The 19,588-nt window shown below is 38.9% G+C and carries 17 protein-coding genes; 5 read left to right on the top strand and 12 right to left on the bottom strand.

All coding sequences use genetic code 11. From position 1 onward, the window contains the following. Positions 1-143: 143 nt before the first annotated feature. Both AB1284_RS03475 and AB1284_RS03470 read right to left on the bottom strand, forming a co-directional pair. On the bottom strand, positions 144-1,658 hold the full coding sequence (locus AB1284_RS03475) for an acetyl-CoA hydrolase/transferase family protein (RefSeq protein ID WP_429751630.1): 1,515 nt from the start codon (positions 1,656-1,658) through the stop codon (positions 144-146). 127 nt (positions 1,659-1,785) lie between these two features. Continuing rightward, positions 1,786-2,430: a LytTR family DNA-binding domain-containing protein gene (locus AB1284_RS03470; protein WP_429751631.1), complete on the bottom strand. Its 645-nt coding sequence runs from the start codon at positions 2,428-2,430 to the stop codon at positions 1,786-1,788. 423 nt (positions 2,431-2,853) lie between these two features. Here AB1284_RS03470 and AB1284_RS03465 point away from each other — a divergent pair, with 423 nt between their 5' ends. The 3 genes from AB1284_RS03465 (at position 2,854) to AB1284_RS03455 (ending at position 5,721) form a co-directional block, all read left to right on the top strand. Continuing rightward, complete coding sequence (locus AB1284_RS03465) at positions 2,854-3,318, top strand: hypothetical protein (protein WP_429751633.1); 465 nt, start codon at positions 2,854-2,856, stop codon at positions 3,316-3,318. 500 nt (positions 3,319-3,818) lie between these two features. Beyond that, positions 3,819-4,541 (top strand): DUF4386 domain-containing protein, encoded by a 723-nt coding sequence (locus AB1284_RS03460; protein WP_429751634.1) that lies wholly within the window; start codon positions 3,819-3,821, stop codon positions 4,539-4,541. Positions 4,542-4,752: 211 nt separating this feature from the next. Further along, entirely contained in the window at positions 4,753-5,721 is a 969-nt protein-coding gene (locus AB1284_RS03455) for an NAD(P)-dependent alcohol dehydrogenase (protein WP_429754360.1), read from the top strand. Between the two features lie 175 nt (positions 5,722-5,896). Here the strand turns inward: AB1284_RS03455 and AB1284_RS03450 are convergent, their stop codons facing one another. Beyond that, on the bottom strand, positions 5,897-6,316 hold the full coding sequence (locus AB1284_RS03450; protein WP_429751636.1) for a GNAT family N-acetyltransferase: 420 nt from the start codon (positions 6,314-6,316) through the stop codon (positions 5,897-5,899). A gap of 245 nt (positions 6,317-6,561) precedes the next feature. Further along, positions 6,562-6,897, bottom strand: a complete 336-nt coding sequence (locus AB1284_RS03445; protein ID WP_429751638.1) for a YrdB family protein — start codon at positions 6,895-6,897, stop codon at positions 6,562-6,564. Between the two features lie 427 nt (positions 6,898-7,324). On the opposite strand from AB1284_RS03445, the gene AB1284_RS03440 reads away from it, so the two are divergent. Beyond that, entirely contained in the window at positions 7,325-8,050 is a 726-nt protein-coding gene (locus AB1284_RS03440; protein WP_429751640.1) for a metallophosphoesterase family protein, read from the top strand. 270 nt (positions 8,051-8,320) lie between these two features. Here AB1284_RS03440 and AB1284_RS03435 read toward each other — a convergent pair whose 3' ends face one another. From AB1284_RS03435 to AB1284_RS03410, 6 genes are all read right to left on the bottom strand, one after another. Then, positions 8,321-8,707, bottom strand: coding sequence for a DUF3887 domain-containing protein (locus AB1284_RS03435; protein WP_429751642.1), 387 nt, complete (start codon positions 8,705-8,707; stop codon positions 8,321-8,323). Further along, positions 8,704-9,387, bottom strand: coding sequence for a YhfC family glutamic-type intramembrane protease (locus tag AB1284_RS03430; protein WP_429751643.1), 684 nt, complete (start codon positions 9,385-9,387; stop codon positions 8,704-8,706). The genes AB1284_RS03435 and AB1284_RS03430 overlap by 4 nt, the downstream gene beginning before the upstream one ends. 108 nt (positions 9,388-9,495) lie before the next feature. Further along, positions 9,496-10,809, bottom strand: a complete 1,314-nt coding sequence (locus AB1284_RS03425) for a GHKL domain-containing protein (RefSeq protein WP_429751645.1) — start codon at positions 10,807-10,809, stop codon at positions 9,496-9,498. Continuing rightward, positions 10,809-11,543, bottom strand: a complete 735-nt coding sequence (locus AB1284_RS03420) for a response regulator transcription factor (RefSeq protein WP_429754361.1) — start codon at positions 11,541-11,543, stop codon at positions 10,809-10,811. Before AB1284_RS03420 ends, AB1284_RS03425 begins: the two co-directional genes overlap by 1 nt. Before the next feature lie 229 nt (positions 11,544-11,772). Beyond that, a complete protein-coding gene (locus tag AB1284_RS03415; RefSeq protein WP_429751647.1) occupies positions 11,773-12,225 on the bottom strand; it encodes an AraC family transcriptional regulator in 453 nt (150 codons plus the stop codon). Between the two features lie 232 nt (positions 12,226-12,457). Continuing rightward, positions 12,458-12,964: a hypothetical protein gene (locus AB1284_RS03410; protein ID WP_429751649.1), complete on the bottom strand. Its 507-nt coding sequence runs from the start codon at positions 12,962-12,964 to the stop codon at positions 12,458-12,460. Between the two features lie 140 nt (positions 12,965-13,104). Between AB1284_RS03410 and AB1284_RS03405 the strand changes: the two genes are divergently transcribed. After that, the gene (locus tag AB1284_RS03405; RefSeq protein ID WP_429751651.1) at positions 13,105-13,914 is read left to right on the top strand and encodes an N-acyl homoserine lactonase family protein; all 810 of its coding nucleotides are present in this window, start codon (positions 13,105-13,107) and stop codon (positions 13,912-13,914) included. Positions 13,915-13,997: 83 nt separating this feature from the next. Here the strand turns inward: AB1284_RS03405 and AB1284_RS03400 are convergent, their stop codons facing one another. Then, the gene (locus AB1284_RS03400) at positions 13,998-15,206 is read right to left on the bottom strand and encodes a cytochrome P450 (protein ID WP_429751652.1); all 1,209 of its coding nucleotides are present in this window, start codon (positions 15,204-15,206) and stop codon (positions 13,998-14,000) included. Positions 15,207-15,560: 354 nt separating this feature from the next. Further along, entirely contained in the window at positions 15,561-19,346 is a 3,786-nt protein-coding gene (locus tag AB1284_RS03395; protein WP_429751654.1) for a beta strand repeat-containing protein, read from the bottom strand. Positions 19,347-19,588 lie beyond the last annotated feature (242 nt).

The following is a 19,588-nucleotide window of genomic DNA, read 5'->3' as shown; positions in this document are numbered from 1 at the left end:
CCATAACTCTTCATGATATCCTTTACTTTCTCCGTAATAGTACTACGAATGATAGACAAATTCACAAGGCATTTAAATAATGCAAATATAGTGATTCAATGGATACACCATAAAAAATTTAAGCGGTTACTTGTGATACGCACCTATACAGTTTCCACTACTGCTTCAAGCATTGTTCCATTTTTAGCATAATTCGTATGCCAAGAAAACGCTTTTTCTAAAACATGAGGAGTTTGTCCACCCCTTGTTTGCGCTTCTTGGTAATAAGCTCGTAGCTGGTCACGATACATTGGATGTGCACAATTCTCAATAATTAGTTCCACTCTTTCCCTTGGCGCCAGTCCCCTTAAGTCAGCATATCCCTGTTCAGTGACAATCACATCTACATCGTGTTCAGTATGGTCTACATGAGAGACGAAAGGAACGATACTTGAAATGTTACCGCCTTTCGCAATCGATTTCGTAACAAAGATAGCTAGGCGCGCATTTCTTGCAAAATCACCAGAACCACCAATACCGTTCATCATCTTTGTACCTAAAACGTGAGTAGAGTTAACATTTCCGTATATATCTAATTCTAAAGCAGTATTAATCGAGATTAATCCAAGGCGGCGAATGATTTCAGGATGATTAGAAATCTCTTGCGGGCGCATCATTAATTTATCGCGATATTTTTCAAAGTTGGAAAATACCTGTTGCATTTTCTCTTCGGAAAGCGTGATGGAGCAGCAGGAAGCAAAATGTACTTTCCCAGCATCCATAAGATCAAAGACCGCATCCTGTAATACCTCAGAATACACTTCTAAATCTTCAAACTCCGAATCTAACATTCCATGCAGCACTGCATTGGCCACTGAACCAATTCCCGATTGTAATGGTGCTAAACGATTCGTTAATCTGCCTACTTTTACTTCTTTTCGAAGGAATTCTATTAAATGCTGTGCCATGATAACAGTTTCTTCATCTGGAGGAACAATCGTCGATGGCGAATCAAGTTGGTTCGTAAACACAATACCCTTCACTTTTTCAACATCAATCGGAATACCAATCGTTCCAATTCGATCATCCGATTTAGCAAGTGGAATTGGAAGTCTTTCCCCTTGTTTCCCAGGTTCATATAAATCATGCAGCCCCTCTAGTTGTGTAGATTGAGCCATATTCATTTCAATAATAATGGACTTTGCATTTAGGGAAAACGCTAAAGAATTTCCAATTGAAGTGGTTGGAATAATCATTCCGTCCTCAGTTATTGCAACCGCTTCCAAAATAGCAACATCTATATCCATAACGTCAGCACGGAGCAGCTCTGCAGTATGAGATAAGTGCTGATCCACAAATAAAAAGTCTCCATTATTAATTCCTTTTCGCATAGTCGCATCGGCTTGGAAAGGCAATCTTTTCCCTAAAATTCCTGCCTCAGCAAATAATTTATCTACATCCGAACCTAAAGAAGCTCCGGTATAAACATTTACTTTAAAAGATTTATCATCCTTAACGCGGTTCACCAGCGCAAATGGGACTGCCTTCACATCACCTGCACGTGTAAACCCACTTAAGCCTAAAGTCATTCCACTTTGAATCCAGGAAGCCGCTTCTTCAGGTGTAACTACTCGGTCCTTTAGACGTTGGTCCCTGATTCTCTCCAAATTATTCTCCATATGTAATCCCTCTCTTAATGAATATTCATAATTATTTTACACATTAACACTATCAAAATAGGGATTTTGGTATACGATACCGAAAATTTAGATAAAATAGCGAATCTAGGCTCTAGAACAGAGAAATCTAGAATCCTAGAAGCTTTCGAAAATAACTGGCGTATGATTGACTAACTGGTACCCTCTCACCATTATCCATCGAAAGTAAAAAGGTAGAATGAGTATCAGGATAAATCGCTTTAATATGATTAACATTTACAATAAATGAGCGGTGGCATCTAATAAACGAATCCCTTGGAAGCAAATATTCGAATTCTTGCAGAGAGTATTTATGTGTTCCTGATAACTCTTCTGCATTCACATACGTCTTTTTATCTTTTGCCTCTAAATAAATAACCTCTGAAAAAGGAATCGGAACCCAGCCGTCCATCGTTTTTAAGGTAACAACCGACTTTCCATCCGTTAAAGCTGGATAAATTGCCGTCACGCACCCCTCAAGCTCCCCATTATTAAAAAATGGCACGGCCATTCCATGATAAGGAATACCAAAAACATCCCGGTTAATAAACTCAGAAACCTTTTGCTTCGTCACGAGTGCTTTATGGGCAATCGTCCCTTCCTTTATAAGGTCCCCGACGCTAATTTTTAAATCAATTCGTTTACTTGGCCGATAGTAGATATATTCTTTCGTATTCGAAACGGCAATTGAAATTTCATCTGAAAATACTTCACCAACAACATCTAGTAGTAAGCCTAAGGTTATATCTTCCATACTATTAACACCTCATTCACTATTATACTACTATTATGAACACCAAGCTGTACTGATTCTGATAGAAAAGTAATAAAGGCCCAGTATCAGGTGTTTTGGTAGATTGCTTTTTCCTCTTAGCTATTTTAATCATTGATAGCAACAATTTTGGACTTAATTTTCACCATTATCTCTCCCTTGTTGTATTAATCAATATATGTCCACAAAACAGGACACACCTATGCCATTTTACTTTCACAGATATATGCAATCCCAGAACTAATGGTTCTATTTCTTCAAAATCTAAATTTACTAAGGCTGAAATCGAAAAAATAACAAAGGGAGCAGAATACGTGGTTATCTTATTGAGAAAATCAATAATTAATTGGTTTAAATTGTATATATAGTTATATAATGGTATATTGAAAGAAAAAGGAGATAAAAATGAAACAATTACTCTACTCTTTCTTTGTCAGTATGTTAATTTTTAGTTTAATTGGCTGTTCTTCTAATACTTCAAAAACCTCTGGAACAAATAACACGAAACAAGAAAAAACAGAATTGATGATGTTGAAAGATAATGAAATAGAGAATATACAATTATTAAAATCGAAAAAAGAAAATGATAAATTAGTAACCATTAAAGGATTAACTTCTGACGAGTCATTAATTAAAGATATTGTCAAAACAATAAAAGATGGTTCGCCAATTAAATCTCATTTAGATGAAAAAGCAAAAAAATCTTTAAACGCAGAAATGGAAGTAAGTTTTAAAAACGGTTCAAAAGAAACTCTTTCAGTTATAATTAATGATAATAAGGAGATTTCTTTAGTAAATGAATCAGGTAAAGGTTATATGCTTAAAAATGATGCTCCTAAGTCAGTAGTTGATTTCTTTTTAAGAGAATAAGAAAGTATACAGTAATAACTTCTTCTCCTTCTGCAATTAAGGTATGAATATCTCCTATTAATTAATGGCGGCGTTGGTAATTGTGTAGTTTTATAAAAAAGATTGATAAAGTAAAACAAAGTTCGATCATTTAAAATAAAGATTGATCATTTATAATAAAGTTTGATTAAAAATCCTGTGTTGATATGCAGGATTTTTTTGTTCCACAATCCGGCCATTTTGCGGAATAACACTGAGAAATTAATTGGATATTTATTTTGAAAAACAGAGATTGTGAAGGAGTGTACTTAAAGTAACGGGAGTTTAGTTTAAGTGCAAATGGTAAAAAAAGGGTGATTAATTCGATAGCACGGCATAAAATTAATAAAATTCAAAATATAAATTTTGATTAATAAATAACTCAGACCACTACATAACTTATATATGGTTATAACAATTGTGGCTGTGTTGATACAATTCTGAACTCTAATGACTATCGTTAAAAAAGAGGAGCGGAACAAATGAATACTACTAAAAAAAGCGAATTAATTGTTGGAGTACTGTTTATACTTGCAGCAGTAACAGCAATAATAGGTCTGAATTTATACAACCCAATACTAAATGGCCCAGATTACCTGATTAAAGGTCCTGAACATGCGAATCAGGTGATTTTGGGAGCACTTATGGAATTAATTCTTGTTGTTTCAGCGGTCGGCACCTCAACAACGATGTTTCCGATTTTAAGAAAATACAATGAAACAATAGCTCTATGGCATGTTTTCTTCAGGTTTCTTGAAGCAGTTATTATTACTGTTGGTATAATCAGCGTATTGTCCCTTTTAACTTTAAGCCAGGAATTTGCAACAACTGCATCTCCGAATATCGCCTCTTTTGAAGCTTCAGGTACAGTTTTAAAAGCAATACATGACTGGACATTTTTGCTTGGTCCCAATTTCATGCTGGGCATCAATACGATGATGTATAGTTATATATTTTATAAATCAAAGCTCGTACCAAGATTTATACCCATCTTGGGTATGACAGGGGCAACTCTTGTTTTTATGGCAGCATTGTTAGAAATGTTCGGAGTAATTCAACAAGTTTCGGTTTGGGGTGTTATATTGTCGCTACCAGTAGCGGCTAATGAAATGATTTTAGCAGTATGGCTTATCGTAAAAGGATTCAATGTATCTACACTCGCTTCCATGTCTACAAAAAAGAAAGCGTTTAGAAGCCCCACTTGAGATAATAAGCTCCGATACAATAAAAATAACAGACTTAATTAAGTAGCAGTACCTCATACTGTCATTCAAATAACCGTCATGAGCTTTTATTTGAAGTAAGCCATAAAAATATTTTCCAAAAATACTTATCAATGTGCTATCTACTATAGCAAAAGAATAAGTTTATCAAGGGGGATATTAGATGGTTTCGAAGGGATACGGAAGAAAATTAATGAAAGCCATCGTTTATAACAAATACGGTTCACCCGATGTTCTTACTTTAACAGAAGTAGATAAACCTTTTCCTGAGGACAATCAGGTACTAGTAAAGATTCATGCATCATCCCTGAATTATGGTAATCTAGTGCTTCTTAAAGGAGAGCCCTTCTTAGCACGTTTTGCCTTCGGTCTTCTAAAACCAAAATACGCCATACCCGGAGGTGACATTGCTGGTCGGGTCGAAGCAGTTGGTAAAAATGTTAAACAGTTTCAGCCGGGTCAAGAAGTATTTGGTGACCTTTCCGCTTCTGGTTGGGGTGGTTTTGCTGAATATGTATCTGTTCCTGAGAATGCATTGGTAATAAAGCCAGAAAATATCACATTTGAGGAAGCTGCTTCGGTACCTATGGCAGCAGTTACAGCCTTACAAGGTCTAAGGGATAAAGGCAAGATTCAGGCGGGACAGAAGGTATTGATTAATGGTGCGTCTGGTGGTGTGGGGACTTTTGCGGTACAGATTGCCAAATCGTTCGGAGCAGAAGTAACAGGTGTTTGCAGTACGAGAAATTTAGAAATCCTTCGATCAATTGGTGCAGATCATATCATTGATTATACGAAAGAGGATTTTACAAAAAAAGGACAGAAGTATGACTTGATTCTTGCTGTTAACGGACACCATCCGATTACAGCTTATAAGCGGTCCTTAAACGATAATGGGACTTTCATTCACGTCGGAGGTTCAGGTGCACAGCTGTTTCAAACAATGACCTTAGGATCTTGGTTCTCGCTCTCTGGAAGGAAAAAAATGTCTACCTTATTACAAAGGCAAAACCAAAATGATTTAATTTATATAAAAGAACTACTTGAAGCCGGAAAAGTAAAACCAGTCATTGATAGAACTTTTAAGATGAGTGAGGTTAAAGAAGCTTTCAAGTATTTTGAACAAGGGCACGCTCAAGGAAAAGTTGTCATCACCGTATGAAAACTTGTCAGGAATAATAAACGAATATAACGAAGACTGGCGATACTTTAGGGTGGTATCGCCTTTTCAAGTCTTAGTTATTGTAAAATGAATCGTTTTGTTATTCTATATATACATTCTCTTTGTTTACCTACATCTTCTTCCCCATTCTCCAACAACGTTGATTGTAAGAATTTCACTCTTCTCCTATTATTACGAGTCCTTGTTTTTCATAAAATTTGATTGCTCTTAAATTAGACTGTGCAACGCGGAGATGATATTCAAATACATTACGTTTTTTTAACTGATTCTCAGCATATTGAAAAATTCGATTACTATATCCTTTCCCGCGCCCCTCGGGAATTACATATACAAAACTTACATAGCCAATCTCCCGTCCTTCATAGCTATCATACCTAAGGACTAACTCTCCAACTGTCTGTTGATCATTTTCCAATAAAACGAATCCTTCAGGAAAATTCAATTGTTTCTGCTTCGCATACTTTATATATTCACCTTCATTAAACTCCAATTCTTCTCCTTCATCTGTATCGGTGAAAAATTTAATGATCATCTGTTTATCTTTTTCTACATTGACATGACGAAACGTAAGCATTAGCATCATTTCCTTTCACTTCACGCTTAATCTCATCGTACAATATCTTTTATTCCGGTAAAATGATCCAAAACTTTAGGATACATATAAGAGATACTTATCAATCTAATAACCTCTTATTCAATTATCCTGCCTCGTTAATTAAATGGCTCTATTAAACTTAACTGTTGATTTTCTTATAAAAAAACGAGAAATAATGAGTGGCGTCAATCTATTACTGGCGCTGAACTAGTTAATATTTCTAATTATTGTTTCCAAATAATGAGCAAAATGCGGTTAATGATGAATACCATTCCAAGAATAATGGCTAAGATTGGTTTATCAACAAAATACAGAGCAAATGAGGCAGCTCCGAAGATTATTAATTCTAGAATAAATCTGTACGGTTCTGGCAGTTTCAATGATGCTTTAGGCGCAATGAAAGCCCCCCATAATATCGCCAAAAGTAGTGGTGAACCAATACCAAAAACAAATTTTGTATACGCACTTTCCCCGACTTGAAACCCCCAATAACCTAGTGATGCTATGGCACATAACTCTAGAAGAAAACGAATAGCTAAATTTACAGATTTTATAAACATGAAAGACCACTCCTTTGAAAAACATGTCTTTTTGATATATCCCAGTTCTTCGTCCACCTAACTTTCTTAGAGAAGCGGAAGCGGCTCGCTCAGAATCGCAGGACGTTGGAGTCTTACTGCCCAAAAATAGCGGGATAAAAATAAATCCTGCATTTCTATATTAAAAGGTGGGATTTATTTTTAATAGACTTAAGAGAATGAATAATGCTGAGTGACAATAAAGGTGCTTAAAAAATAATAAGGTCATTAAAAAACAAATAAAGATGTTTGATAGTAAGAGTCGCTCCTAGAAATATTTAGTGTCGGATTTTTCCAATTCATGTACAATAATGGTAAGAATATTCATTTTATATAAATTAAGGACAGATTTTTTTCATATTTATAATGAAATAAACGTGAAACTAAAAATTCTGAAGGGGTAATCGGTATGAAAATTGCAATAATTGCTGACATTCATGGAAATAAAGATGCCTTACAAGCTGTACTAACAGATATTAATAACCGAGGGATTCAGTCTATTTATAATTTAGGGGATAGCTTATATGGTCCTTTATTTCCACTGGAAACCTATGATCTTTTAATAAACCAAAACATTCAAAGTATTAAAGGGAATTGCGATCGAATTTTATTAGAGCCTAATACGTCTAATTTAACAGTTCAATATGTACAGAATTTATTAAAGGATGAGCATAAAACGTGGATTTCTAATTTACCTAATTTCTTACAAACAGATGATTTCTATTTTTGTCATGGAACACCTACAAGTGATGAAATATATTTGTTAGAGGAAATGAACGCTAGTGGACCAGTGCTTAAAAAGACAGAAGATATTATGAAATTAGTAAGTGGTATCCCACAAAGACTTATTTTTTGTGCACATACACATATACCAAGAGTCATTTATCTTCCAAATGATAAAATAATTATTAATCCAGGAAGTGTTGGACTACCAGCTTATGAAGATGAATTACCAATCTATCATAAAATGGAATCAGGTTCACCATTCGCTAATTATACAATTGTTACAAAACAAGAAAATGATTGGATGATAGAGCAATTACATATTCCTTATAATCAGGATAGAGCAATTAACAAAAGTGAAAAAAATGGTCGCTTAGATTGGGCTAGAGCATTGAAAACAGGAAGAATTTAAAAGAAGATGTGATAATCGAATTAAACAATTTCATTATCCATTTTTTTTAAAATTATGATGTGATTGATTGAAATGTAAACAACTTTAAAAAGCCTTACTAAAAATGAAATGTAGTAAGGCTCTAGCTATTTCAGGTGAAAATCAACCGACTTTATTCTTTCTACACAAATAATATTCGTCGAAAATACACTCTAATGTTTAAGTACGATTATTCATAAACTATTAGCTAAAAGTCTATATTAGAACGAATTATTAACTGCATAACATGACCTATTTAATGAATAACCCTGCCACTTCTTCTTTATCGTTAAAGGTCACTGTGAACACGCGATTTTCTTTACTGTATTTCGCAACAAGAATAACAACATACAGACCATCTTTTTCTTCAACTGAAGATTTATCGATTTTTTCGAAAGTACCAGATTTCTCGATAATAGGAGTAAGCTTTGTCATTTGATCTTCTGGTAATCCTGCTTTCATTTTATTATCAAACATTTCGTGTACTTCTTTATACTTACCTTCATTTAATAATGACACAATTTTTTCAGCCTTCGTGATATATTTTTTTGAAGCGGAATCATCCACTTTATTGCCACCACATGCTACAAGTGCAAACACTATCATAGCGCTCAAAATAGGTAATAAAATTCTCTTCATCGCAATACTCCCTTTCTTTTTATCCATAAACTATAATTGAAAACAGCTACCGCAATAACCGCTAGCGTAACTTCCACAATAAGCAGACTACTTTCTTTCGGCACATATAACGGTAAAATACCAATCAGTGCATCCATAATCCCATGGATCATAATTGCGAGCACAACATAAAGAAACCGCTTTCGCACAACGCCTTGTAATACAATAATCGAAAGGCCTATATGCAATAACATCGCAAAGAAACGTTCAATACCACCGATAAAATAGGTATCACTGTTTGCGATAGCAGTTGGTGAGAACAATAAGAACACCGCACTACTACCGAGAAATAACACCGCTTCGATGCCACCATGCCCTGCACCGAATAAAAATCCGGACTGCCAATCCCGTTGCTTCATAAAAAAGCGCATAGCGATAAAACGAGCCAGTTCTTCAAAAATACCTGCCGTTAAACCGATAACTATAGCAAATAAAACAGGTTGCATGGCGCTAAACATTGAATAGGCTGTGCTATGCTCTCCTAAATATTTTAGTATTGGTACGCGGATCAATACTTGCGATACAACAAATGCCAGTCCCCCTAATACAAATGGAATATATCGTTTCTTGCAACATGCATATAACAGTGCAGTCAGTGGTAATCCTATGCTTATAATCGCAGCAAAAATAATACTAGCCATATCGTTCCACCCCTTGATTGAAGTGTATAAAAGACAGCGTATAAAGTATGTAGTTTTGTCATACTCGGTTCATTTTTCATCATAAATGGTCATGACGCTTTCGCATTACTATTTTTTTAGTATGAAAGTTTGGGTAAAATAAGGAGCTGCAAAAGTTGTTTCTAACGTTGCATTATCTGTTTTATCAATCATACGCTTTAACGAAAACAGTCCATATCCCCTGTTTCCCTCTTTACTAGAATAGCGCTTCTCGTATATTTGCTGTAAATCAATCGCTTTATGCTTACAACTATTGCGCACAATAAAATATTGGCGTTCCTCCATTTCAAAGAAGGCAATTTGCAACATTTTATCCTTACTACGAACCGTTTCTTCAATCGCATTATCCAATAAAATTGAAATGGCACGAATAAAAGTAACAACAGGCATTGCAATCATTTCAATCGTTTGTGGGATATCGATCATCACGTTCACTTGTTGTTGCTGAGAAGTAACCACTTTTACACTCAACACACTTTTCACTTCGGGGATATTGACCCGGGATAATTTCACAATATCCAACTCGCGATTGTTTATCAGTTTTGAGGTAGGAGCGATTACATCATAATAAACGTGTTCAATTTGCGTTACATTTTTCGTGCGCACGCCTTCCTCTAACGCCAATAACACATTCATATAATCATGACGGAAGCTGGCCAATTCATCATGCATAAGTTCTAACTTCTCTACATAATCCAATAGTTCCTTATCTAAACGCTCCTGATGTTCTTCCAATATCTTTTCTTTTGTCAAATGCGAGCTTATTAACACAATCAACAGCAACACAAAAAATAATATGATTGCTGCAATATAACTTATTTCTCCATACTGTTGATGTAATGTAGCCAATAAATTGGTGGAAGGCGCAGTCAAAATTAGCTCTATGATGAGCCCTATAACAAGAAGACCATAGCTTACATAATAAAGAGGGCTAGCTACAATAAACTGAGCAAGCTTTTGAATCCGCTTATACCACAGTGCAATGCCAAAGACAATTACAATCGAAGCGATGAGATGAATTACGCTGCCTGTCCATAAATACAAATTAAATGGTGTTAACATAAACAGCTTCATCCCAAAATCCAGTAACACCATTTTTACTAATGTGATGCTTACCATACTGACTAATGCAAAGTATAAGTTTTGCATCAATGTTAATTCGTCCTGTATCAAACCTAAGCTTAATAAGAATAGCAGCAACATAATAATATTAAATTCAGGATAACCTGTTACTGTCACAACGATCCCAAGTAAAATCATAAAGACAATGCTTAAAGCGATTACCATTGTATAGGACAGGCGATTGTAACGAATTAATTGAAGGTATAATAAGACATGACTAATACCAATCAGCCCAAACGCGACTATATCATAAACATACATTACAGCTCACCCTTTAACAGTTGACGTACTTTGCGCACTAAACGGCGCGAAACAGGAATGCGTTTGCCACTTTTTAAAATAATCATTTTTTGCGCCGCATCATAGGAAGACATTTGTCCTGCATTCACGATATACGATTGATGACAGCGAAGTAAACGTTCATCTACTGTTTCAATTTCTTTTAATGTGCCATAAAAATAAACGATACGGTCTGTCGTCACTAAAGCTAAACGATGCGGCTCATCAGTCATAATATATTCCACCGTTGCAAACGGCACACGTACAGTCGCATTCGTGTTTTCCACAATAAAATCATCAGCAGGAATAACAGCCATGTTGCGCGCTTGATATTGAAGTAAACATTGTTCAAACACGCGGCAGCGTTCATCATAAGGCAAACCTTTATCAATAAATGTTAAAGCCGATACCATGTATTGATACGAGATTGGCGCAAATTCGGAATGCGTCGTCACAAACACAATAATGCCTTGCGCATCATATTTGCGTATCTCTTGTGCGACTTGTAACCCTTTACGCTCCTCACTCTTAATCTCAATATCTAAAAAATAAATCGGTACATAAGTCGTCAGCGGAATTTTTTCAATAATGTGTTCACTTTTACTTGTCACTTCGATAAAATCGTACGGCAACAGGTATTTCTCACATATTTCCTCCACCAGCCGCTTCACATGCTGAGCTTGAACCACATCATCTTCCAAAATAAAAATACTCATACTTATCACTCACTTCAAAATAATCCTATAAATAGAATAACACGAAATACTTCCTCAATCGTTTTTCTATGTATAGAAACGGGTAAAATAAAGTGAAACTTCCATCAGTAAGGTCTTACTGCCCATTCATGCGGGGATAAAAAATAACTCCGCATGAATGGCTAAAACGGTACGCCCTTGTTTCATAGCTACAATAAAGCCTCAAACAAGTAAAAATATACGACTCAAACTATAACGGTTTTACAGGTACACATATTTCGCAATAATGGTTGTTAATCATCTCAGCCGTATATCTTTCTAAAATCGGTTTATTGTCAATTTGATACCCACCGCTGTGTAAAGCTGGAAAAATTTCAGCCCATGCTTTTTGAATGTCTTTCGCTGTATGTTTGACTTTGCAAATAACATACTTTCCACCAGAAAGTTCACTTTCGCAAATTGAATCATCAATTTGATAATCCTTTGAAATCACAATACAAGCATCATATCTACAGTTTTCAGGAGGTGTTGTTTCGGGGTTATCCTGTGGAATCCCAAGTATGATTGACGATTTAACAAGATTTTTCTCCTCAGCCCACTTCTTTAACTTTTCCATTGCTTGAATGTTAGCAGGACCATATGGACCAACTTGTCGCACATATGCAATGCGGTATTTAGGAAGAGTTTCAATTTTCATATTCATAGTTTCTTTTTCCTTTCTCCATTCATATTTGCTACATTTCAAATGCTATTATGATATAAAAATATAATCAAATTATTTTTTAAAAATTTATAATTTTCCCATTAAATGAAGTGAAACTTCCATCAGTGGGGGACTTCATCCCCCACTGATGGAAAACTCTCGCCAATCGGGCTTTTACAGGCAGTTATCCCCCACCTATCTTCTTCACATCTCTCAATCCTGAGGTGGGGTCTTAATAGCGAGATACATCACTATCATTTTCAATCATATCTTTCAAATTTCTTTCATTTAGTCCCTTTTGACAAAACTCAAATTTCGTTCCTCTTATTCTTTTTACTCGATCCACCACTTGACCTAAGTGATAACCAGTATGTTCAACAAGATGAAAGAGACTATGTATATCAATCTCTATATTATTTTTACTATTTACGGCTTTCGCAAACGCTCTTTTCCAGTTAGCAAAGGTCTTTTCAATAATTGAACATAAAGCATTTGATGATATGTCTAAATGAGGAAAATACTCTTCAATCCCTTCTTCAAACTTTATATCCGGATTCGCGTACCGAGCTGTATTCCTTTTTATATGCTCACAAATGTGTAAGACGATTCCACCGATTGAATTCATTCCCTTTTCTTGTTCCCACAATTCTTCAGTATGTAAAACTTGAATTGTTTGAAGTAATTTAGGTAGATAATGGTCGTACATACGATGAAATGTAATTTTAAAAACCAATTGCATTCTATTCACCCCATATTCAGCATAATCTCTAACTAATTCGCTTTCACAAAGAACTGAACCTTGAAAATACATAAATTGTAATTTTTCAAAAAAATATAAAACTATCCTTCAATTCATTTTTCTCCAGAGGTGATTGAATCATGAATAGTAAAATACATGTATGGCATACAGGGAGCGTATACATCGATCAAGCAATGGCATTTCAGGAAAAAACCTTGCACCCTATGCCTTATACTGGCTGGCTAAGAAGTTCCGCTAAACAAAGATGGGTACCTGTCTCCACGTACTTAATTGAACATCCAAAAGGATTGGTCTTAGTTGACACCGGATGGCATGAAGATATAAGAACAAATCAGAGAAAACATTTAGGATGGCTTACTTCTACTATGTTTAAAGGTACTTTACCAAAAGGACAGTCTATTGCAGAAAGACTTCAAGCGAAGGGAATTGACCATAAGGATATTGATTATGTATTACTCACCCATCTTCACTCAGATCATGTAAGCGGAGTAAAACACGTGGCAGATGCAAAATATATTTTAACAAGTAAATTAGAATGGGACGCCGCCCAAAAAGGTGTTGGATATATTCGGCCCATGTGGGAGGGTGTAAACATCAATACTTTTGAATTACAAAGAATTTCGCACGGCCCCTATCAGCTAGGATATGATTTATTCCGCGATGGTTCTCTCTATATGGTACATACCCCTGGACATAGTAAAGGACTATTTTCTGTATTAGTACAAACGAATAGAGGTTGGGTATTATTAGCTAGTGATGTCGGTTATTCAAACCGGTCCTGGGAACAAAATATATTACCTGGAGTGACCGTTGATAAGGTTGCTGCTCAGAAATCTTTAGATTGGGTGAGAGAATTTGCGAGAAGAGAAGATTGCATACAAGTGATGGCAAACCATGATCCCAATATCGAGGAGCAAATGATTGAATAGGAAAAACACCTCTCTAAAACTTTAGAGAGGTGTTTTTTTATTTGTTAGCTTGATAGGCATGAAACACTGCCTCTATAACACCTTCACTTTAAAAGGATTGGTAAATGTTTTAAAGTTTGTTCATTCTCTAATAGACAGTTCTCTAGCTGAAAAGATGGTGAAAGCTTTATTTCTTTATGTTGTTTAATGAAGGTTGTTAGAGCGATTGTAGCTTCTAATCGTGCAAGTGGTGCACCTAAACAAAAGTGCGGTCCTTTTCCAAATGTCATATGCTTGTCATTACCTGGTCGATGGATGTCAAAACAGCTAGCTTTAGGGAACTGTTTTTCATCTAAGTTTGCGGCACTTACCCACGCAACGATCATTTGTCCCTTTTTCATGTTTGGCCCAAATATATTTGTATCTTCCGTTATTCTACGTGCCAACACAACTGGAAAACGATAGCGTAAAACCTCTTCAATTGCTTGCGGAATATATTCTGGATTTTCACGTAATTCTTCATATGTCCCTGGTTGATCAACTAAAAAACTATAAAAACTATTTATGATTAAATTTGTCGTTGTTTCATTACCGGCTGCTAGTAAACCAAGCGAAAAATCTACAATATCCTCATCTGTCAATCTCTCTCCCTCATATTCAGCTCTTATTAAGTCTGAAATGATGTCGTCTGTTAAGTGCTGTCGTTTTTCTTGTACAATGGGAAGAAGATACGTTTTAAATTCTTTTAAAGCGATTGCTTTTTGTTTGTCTAAATCAGAAAATTTCTCTCGACTATATGACATGAATAAAATATCAGACCATCGTTTCACCTTTTTTAAATCTGTTGTAGGGACACCCAGTAAATTAGAAATGACAGTTACAGGGAATGGGGCTGCTAAATCTTCTACAATATCAATTTCATCACGATTTTTTAGCTTTTCTATCATTTCACTTGCGAGTGCTTGTATGTAGGGTTTCCACCCAGTTAAACTGCGCGGCGTAAATGCTTTTGAAACGATAGAACGAACATTGCGGTGTTCAGGAGAATCAGAAGAATTTAAATTTACCCTCGTTTCTCGCTGCGGAAATGAAAATTGCTGACGCTCTCTTCTACTTGAAAACAAACGATAGTCAGATAAAACACGGTTCACATCATCATACAAAAACACATTCCATACATCTTGATCCGCATCATAATAGACAGGATGATTCTCTCTCATATACCGATACCAAGAATATGGATTCCAAAGCTCGTCTTTTGTTTTTAGTTTGGAAATTTCATGAACTAAAATTACACTCCCAGGTGACTTCATAAATATCTCCTCCCTCTTTCTTCAAAATAGAAAGTAACAATTCAATTTTTCTAAGTTGCATAGACTAACATACTTTATTCTAACATGCGAGGAGGGAATGTTTATTTTTGGAAGGTTGAGAAAATGTTTTTGGTACAAAAAGTATTGAGAAGATTGTTTACAAGTAATAATGAATCATGATTCAGGTATTAAGGAACAAGTTACTAAATAACGAAAACCACACTATCTCTAAAACTTTAGAGTAAGAAAAGAGCCGGATATAAATTCCGGCTCTCTAATATTTAAAGGTCTTAAGGCTTATAAATTTGCTGAATGTAATCCTTTAAATTTATACTCCTCTAAAAAATTGATGAATCACTCTATCTGAAAGATACTTAAACTAGCAGATACGGCTGTTAAAGATCCTCCTTCCGCATTCGAAAGTGTTACATTTCCAGCTGTAGAAGTATCGTTCACCAAAGTTAATGTAGATGGAACAGTTGTTACTGTAAAGGCAACAATACCGTCATTTTGAATGTGAGTTATTCCAGTTCCATATCGACCGCCCGGAATTGGTGTACCATTTAGTTCAAAAGAAAATTGATTTTCATGTACACATGTCAAATTAAACTCTGCTACATATGTTCCTATTCTATTAATTACAATATTTGCGGTACCCGCTACGTGTGTAAATGCTGTTCCTATTATAGGACCATTTGTATTGAAGGTAATAGCACTGCCTACTGCAACAGATTGATTAGTAGTATCATAAATATATAAATAACTAGTTAATCCTAATCCCGTTGAGCCGGTTGCTCCTGTTATCCCTGTTGAACCTGTTGCTCCCGTTGGACCTGTTGAGCCGGTTGCTCCCGTTACACCCGTTGCTCCTGTTGCTCCCGTTGCTCCCGTTACACCCGTTGGACCGGTTGAACCTGTTGAGCCGGTTACTCCTGTTGGACCAGTTCCTCCTGTTGGGCCTGTTGCTCCCGTTGCTCCTGTTGGACCCGTTGCTCCCGTTACACCCGTTGGACCGGTTGAACCTGTTGAGCCGGTTACTCCTGTTAATCCGGTTTCCCCTGTTGCTCCTGTTGGACCTGTTGAACCTATTAAACCTGTTGAGCCGGTTACTCCTGTTATCCCTGTTGCACCTGTCACCCCTGTTGAGCCAGTTACTCCCGTTACACCTATTGAACCTGTTGCTCCCGTTACACCCGTTGAACCTGTTGAACCTGTTGAGCCGGTTGAGCCTGTTGAGCCTGTTCCCCCGGTCGGTCCGGTTGAACCCGTTGGACCTGTTGCTCCTGTTGCTCCCGTTACACCTGTTGAACCTGTTGGACCAGTTGAACCTGTTGAGCCGGTTGCTCCCGTTACACCTGTTGGACCTGTTGCTCCCGTTACACCTGTTGGACCAGTTGAACCTGTTGAGCCGGTTGAACCTGTTAAGCCGGTTACCCCGGTCGGTCCGGTTGAACCCGTTACACCCGTTGAACCTGTTGAGCCTGTTACCCCGGTTGGACCGGTTCCTCCAGTTAGACCTGTTGCTCCCGTTGCTCCCGTTGCTCCCGTTGCTCCGGTTGGACCGGTTTCTCCCGTTGCACCGGTTTCTCCTGTTGGACCCGTTGCTCCCGTTACACCCGTTGAACCTGTTGAACCTGTTGAACCTGTTGAGCCTGTTGAGCCGGTTACCCCGGTCGGTCCGGTTGAACCCGTTACACCCGTTGAACCTGTTGAGCCTGTTACCCCGGTTGGACCGGTTCCTCCAGTTAGACCTGTTGCTCCCGTTGCTCCTGTTGCTCCGGTTGGACCGGTTTCTCCCGTTGCACCGGTTTCTCCTGTTGGACCCGTTGCTCCCGTTACACCCGTTGAACCTGTTGAACCTGTTGAACCTGTTGAGCCGGTTACCCCGGTCGGTCCGGTTGAACCCGTTACACCCGTTGAACCTGTTGAGCCGGTTACCCCGGTTGGACCGGTTCCTCCAGTTAGACCTGTTGCTCCCGTTGCTCCTGTTGCTCCGGTTGGACCGATTTCTCCCGTTGCTCCGGTTGGACCGATTTCTCCCGTTGCACCGGTTGCTCCTGTTGGACCCGTTGCTCCCGTTACACCCGTTGAACCTGTTGAACCTGTTGAGCCTGTTACCCCGGTTGGACCGGTTCCTCCAGTTAGACCTGTTGCTCCCGTTGCTCCTGTTGGACCGGTTTCTCCCGTTGCACCGGTTTCTCCCGTTGCACCGGTTTCTCCTGTTGGACCCGTTGCTCCCGTTACACCCGTTGGACCGGTTGAACCTGTTGAGCCGGTTCCTCCTGTTGGACCGGTAACCCCCGTTGCTCCGGTTGCTCCCATTGGACCGGTTTCTCCGGTTGAACCAGTTTCTCCGGTTGGACCAGTTTCTCCTGTTGAACCGGTTGCTCCTGTTGGGCCCGTTTCTCCTGTTGGACCTATTTCTCCCGTTACACCCGTCGAACCTGTTAAGCCTGTTCCTCCTGTTGGGCCAGTTGCCCCTGTTGAGCCTGTTACCCCGGTTGAACCTGTTGAGCCTGTTACTCCGGTTGGACCGGTAACCCCCGTTGCTCCCATTGGACCGGTTTCTCCGGTTGGACCAGTTTCTCCTGTTGCTCCTGTTGGGCCGGTCACTCCTGTTGCACCGGTTGCTCCTGTTGCGCCAGTTTCCCCCGTTGCGCCAGTTGAGCCGGTTGATCCCGTTGCTCCTGTTGGACCGGTTTCTCCTATTGAGCCGGTCGCCCCCGTTGCACCAGTTTCTCCCATTGGACCGGTTTCTCCTGTTGGACCGGTAACCCCCGTTGCACCAGTTTCTCCCATTGGACCGGTTTCTCCGGTTGAACCAGTTTCTCCTGTTGAACCGGTTGCTCCCATTGGACCGGTTTCTCCGGTTGAACCAGTTTCTCCTGTTGAACCGGTTGAACCTGTTGGGCCAGTTGCCCCTGTTGAGCCTGTTAGCCCGGTTTGTCCGGTTGAACCTGTTTCTCCCGTTGAACCGGTTTCTCCTGTTGAACCTGTTGAACCAGTTGCTCCTGTTGGGCCGGTCACTCCTGTTGCACCGGTTGCTCCTGTTGCGCCAGTTTCCCCCGTTGCGCCAGTTGAGCCGGTTTCTCCCATTGGACCGGTTTCTCCTGTTGGACCGGTAACCCCCGTTGCTCCGGTTGCTCCCATTGGACCGGTTTCTCCGGTTGAACCAGTTTCTCCTGTTGAACCAGTTTCTCCTGTTGGACCAGTTTCTCCTGTTGAACCGGTTGATCCGGTTGAACCTGTTGGGCCAGTTGCCCCTGTTGAGCCTGTTAGCCCGGTTTGTCCGGTTGAACCTGTTGCTCCCGTTGAACCGGTTTCTCCTGTTGAACCTGTTGAACCAGTTGTTCCTGTTGGACCGGTACCCCCTGTTGCTCCGGTTGCACCCGTTACACCGGTTGAACCTGTTGAACCGGTTGCTCCCGTTACACCTATTGCCCCCGTTGAACCGGTTGCTCCCGTTACTCCTGTTGGACCTGTATCTCCTATTGAGCCGGTTGCTCCCGTTACTCCTGTTTCTCCTGTTGCACCTGTTGCTCCCGTTGCACCGGTTGCTCCCGTTGCGCCAGTTGAGCCGGTTACCCCTGTTGAACCGGTTGCTCCCGTTACTCCTGTTTCTCCTGTTGCGCCAGTTGCACCTGTTACCCCTGTTGAACCGGTTGCTCCCGTTACTCCTGTTATCCCTGTTGCACCTGTCACCCCTGTTGAGCCGGTCGCCCCCGTTGAACCGGTTGCTCCCGTTGGACCTGTTTCTCCTGTTGCGCCAGTTGCTCCTGTTGAGCCGGTCGTCCCCGTTGAACCGGTTGCTCCTGTTACACCAGTATCTCCAGTTGGACCTGTTGCTCCTGTACCTCCTGTTGGGCCCGTTTCTCCCGTTGGACCTGCATCTCCTGTTAAGCCGGTCACCCCTGTTTCTCCCTTTGCACCGGTTGAACCTGTTGCCCCCGTTACACCTGTTGAGCCGGTTCCTCCTGTTGGGCCAGTTGCTCCTGTTGAACCGGTTGCTCCTGTTGGGCCAGTAGGTAATACAGGCGGTGGAATTGGCGGAAGAGTAGGACCTTTAGGATCAAGAGCCGCTGCAAATAAAAAATCATCTGGATTTAATCCTTTTGGATCATTTTCATTTCCGTTTGACATATATACACCTCCTTTCTTCTTAAAGAATTTATTCATTATATGGCTTGTACATATACTAGAAAATAATAAATTAATAGGCTCTCATATTAGAGGAATATTACCAAAACCATATTTTTGTAACAATTCTTAATACATTTATTCCCCTTTACTTATAGGGGTTTTTATAGCAGAAAGTAGAAAATTTTATTTCAATATATATATCTATCATAAAAAAAACGACCCGCGTTGCGGAATCGTTACAG

It is taken from the genome of Bacillus sp. S2(2024) (assembly GCF_050474045.1).
Classification (GTDB): Bacteria; Bacillota; Bacilli; order Bacillales; family Bacillaceae_G; genus Bacillus_A; species Bacillus_A yunxiaonensis.
This window is presented reverse-complemented; position numbering and strand designations above follow the sequence as displayed.

What these genes read in the sequence shown, in the direction of transcription:
- AB1284_RS03475 (WP_429751630.1), bottom strand. Translation starts at nt 1,658, where the DNA reads ATGGAGAATAATTTGGAGAGAATCAGGGACCAACGTCTAAAGGACCGA.
- AB1284_RS03470 (WP_429751631.1), bottom strand. Translation starts at nt 2,430, where the DNA reads ATGGAAGATATAACCTTAGGCTTACTACTAGATGTTGTTGGTGAAGTA.
- AB1284_RS03465 (WP_429751633.1), top strand. Translation starts at nt 2,854, where the DNA reads ATGAAACAATTACTCTACTCTTTCTTTGTCAGTATGTTAATTTTTAGT.
- AB1284_RS03460 (WP_429751634.1), top strand. Translation starts at nt 3,819, where the DNA reads ATGAATACTACTAAAAAAAGCGAATTAATTGTTGGAGTACTGTTTATA.
- AB1284_RS03455 (WP_429754360.1), top strand. Translation starts at nt 4,753, where the DNA reads ATGAAAGCCATCGTTTATAACAAATACGGTTCACCCGATGTTCTTACT.
- AB1284_RS03450 (WP_429751636.1), bottom strand. Translation starts at nt 6,316, where the DNA reads ATGCTTACGTTTCGTCATGTCAATGTAGAAAAAGATAAACAGATGATC.
- AB1284_RS03445 (WP_429751638.1), bottom strand. Translation starts at nt 6,897, where the DNA reads ATGTTTATAAAATCTGTAAATTTAGCTATTCGTTTTCTTCTAGAGTTA.
- AB1284_RS03440 (WP_429751640.1), top strand. Translation starts at nt 7,325, where the DNA reads ATGAAAATTGCAATAATTGCTGACATTCATGGAAATAAAGATGCCTTA.
- AB1284_RS03435 (WP_429751642.1), bottom strand. Translation starts at nt 8,707, where the DNA reads ATGAAGAGAATTTTATTACCTATTTTGAGCGCTATGATAGTGTTTGCA.
- AB1284_RS03430 (WP_429751643.1), bottom strand. Translation starts at nt 9,387, where the DNA reads ATGGCTAGTATTATTTTTGCTGCGATTATAAGCATAGGATTACCACTG.
- AB1284_RS03425 (WP_429751645.1), bottom strand. Translation starts at nt 10,809, where the DNA reads ATGTATGTTTATGATATAGTCGCGTTTGGGCTGATTGGTATTAGTCAT.
- AB1284_RS03420 (WP_429754361.1), bottom strand. Translation starts at nt 11,543, where the DNA reads ATGAGTATTTTTATTTTGGAAGATGATGTGGTTCAAGCTCAGCATGTG.
- AB1284_RS03415 (WP_429751647.1), bottom strand. Translation starts at nt 12,225, where the DNA reads ATGAATATGAAAATTGAAACTCTTCCTAAATACCGCATTGCATATGTG.
- AB1284_RS03410 (WP_429751649.1), bottom strand. Translation starts at nt 12,964, where the DNA reads ATGCAATTGGTTTTTAAAATTACATTTCATCGTATGTACGACCATTAT.
- AB1284_RS03405 (WP_429751651.1), top strand. Translation starts at nt 13,105, where the DNA reads ATGAATAGTAAAATACATGTATGGCATACAGGGAGCGTATACATCGAT.
- AB1284_RS03400 (WP_429751652.1), bottom strand. Translation starts at nt 15,206, where the DNA reads ATGAAGTCACCTGGGAGTGTAATTTTAGTTCATGAAATTTCCAAACTA.
- AB1284_RS03395 (WP_429751654.1), bottom strand. Translation starts at nt 19,346, where the DNA reads ATGTCAAACGGAAATGAAAATGATCCAAAAGGATTAAATCCAGATGAT.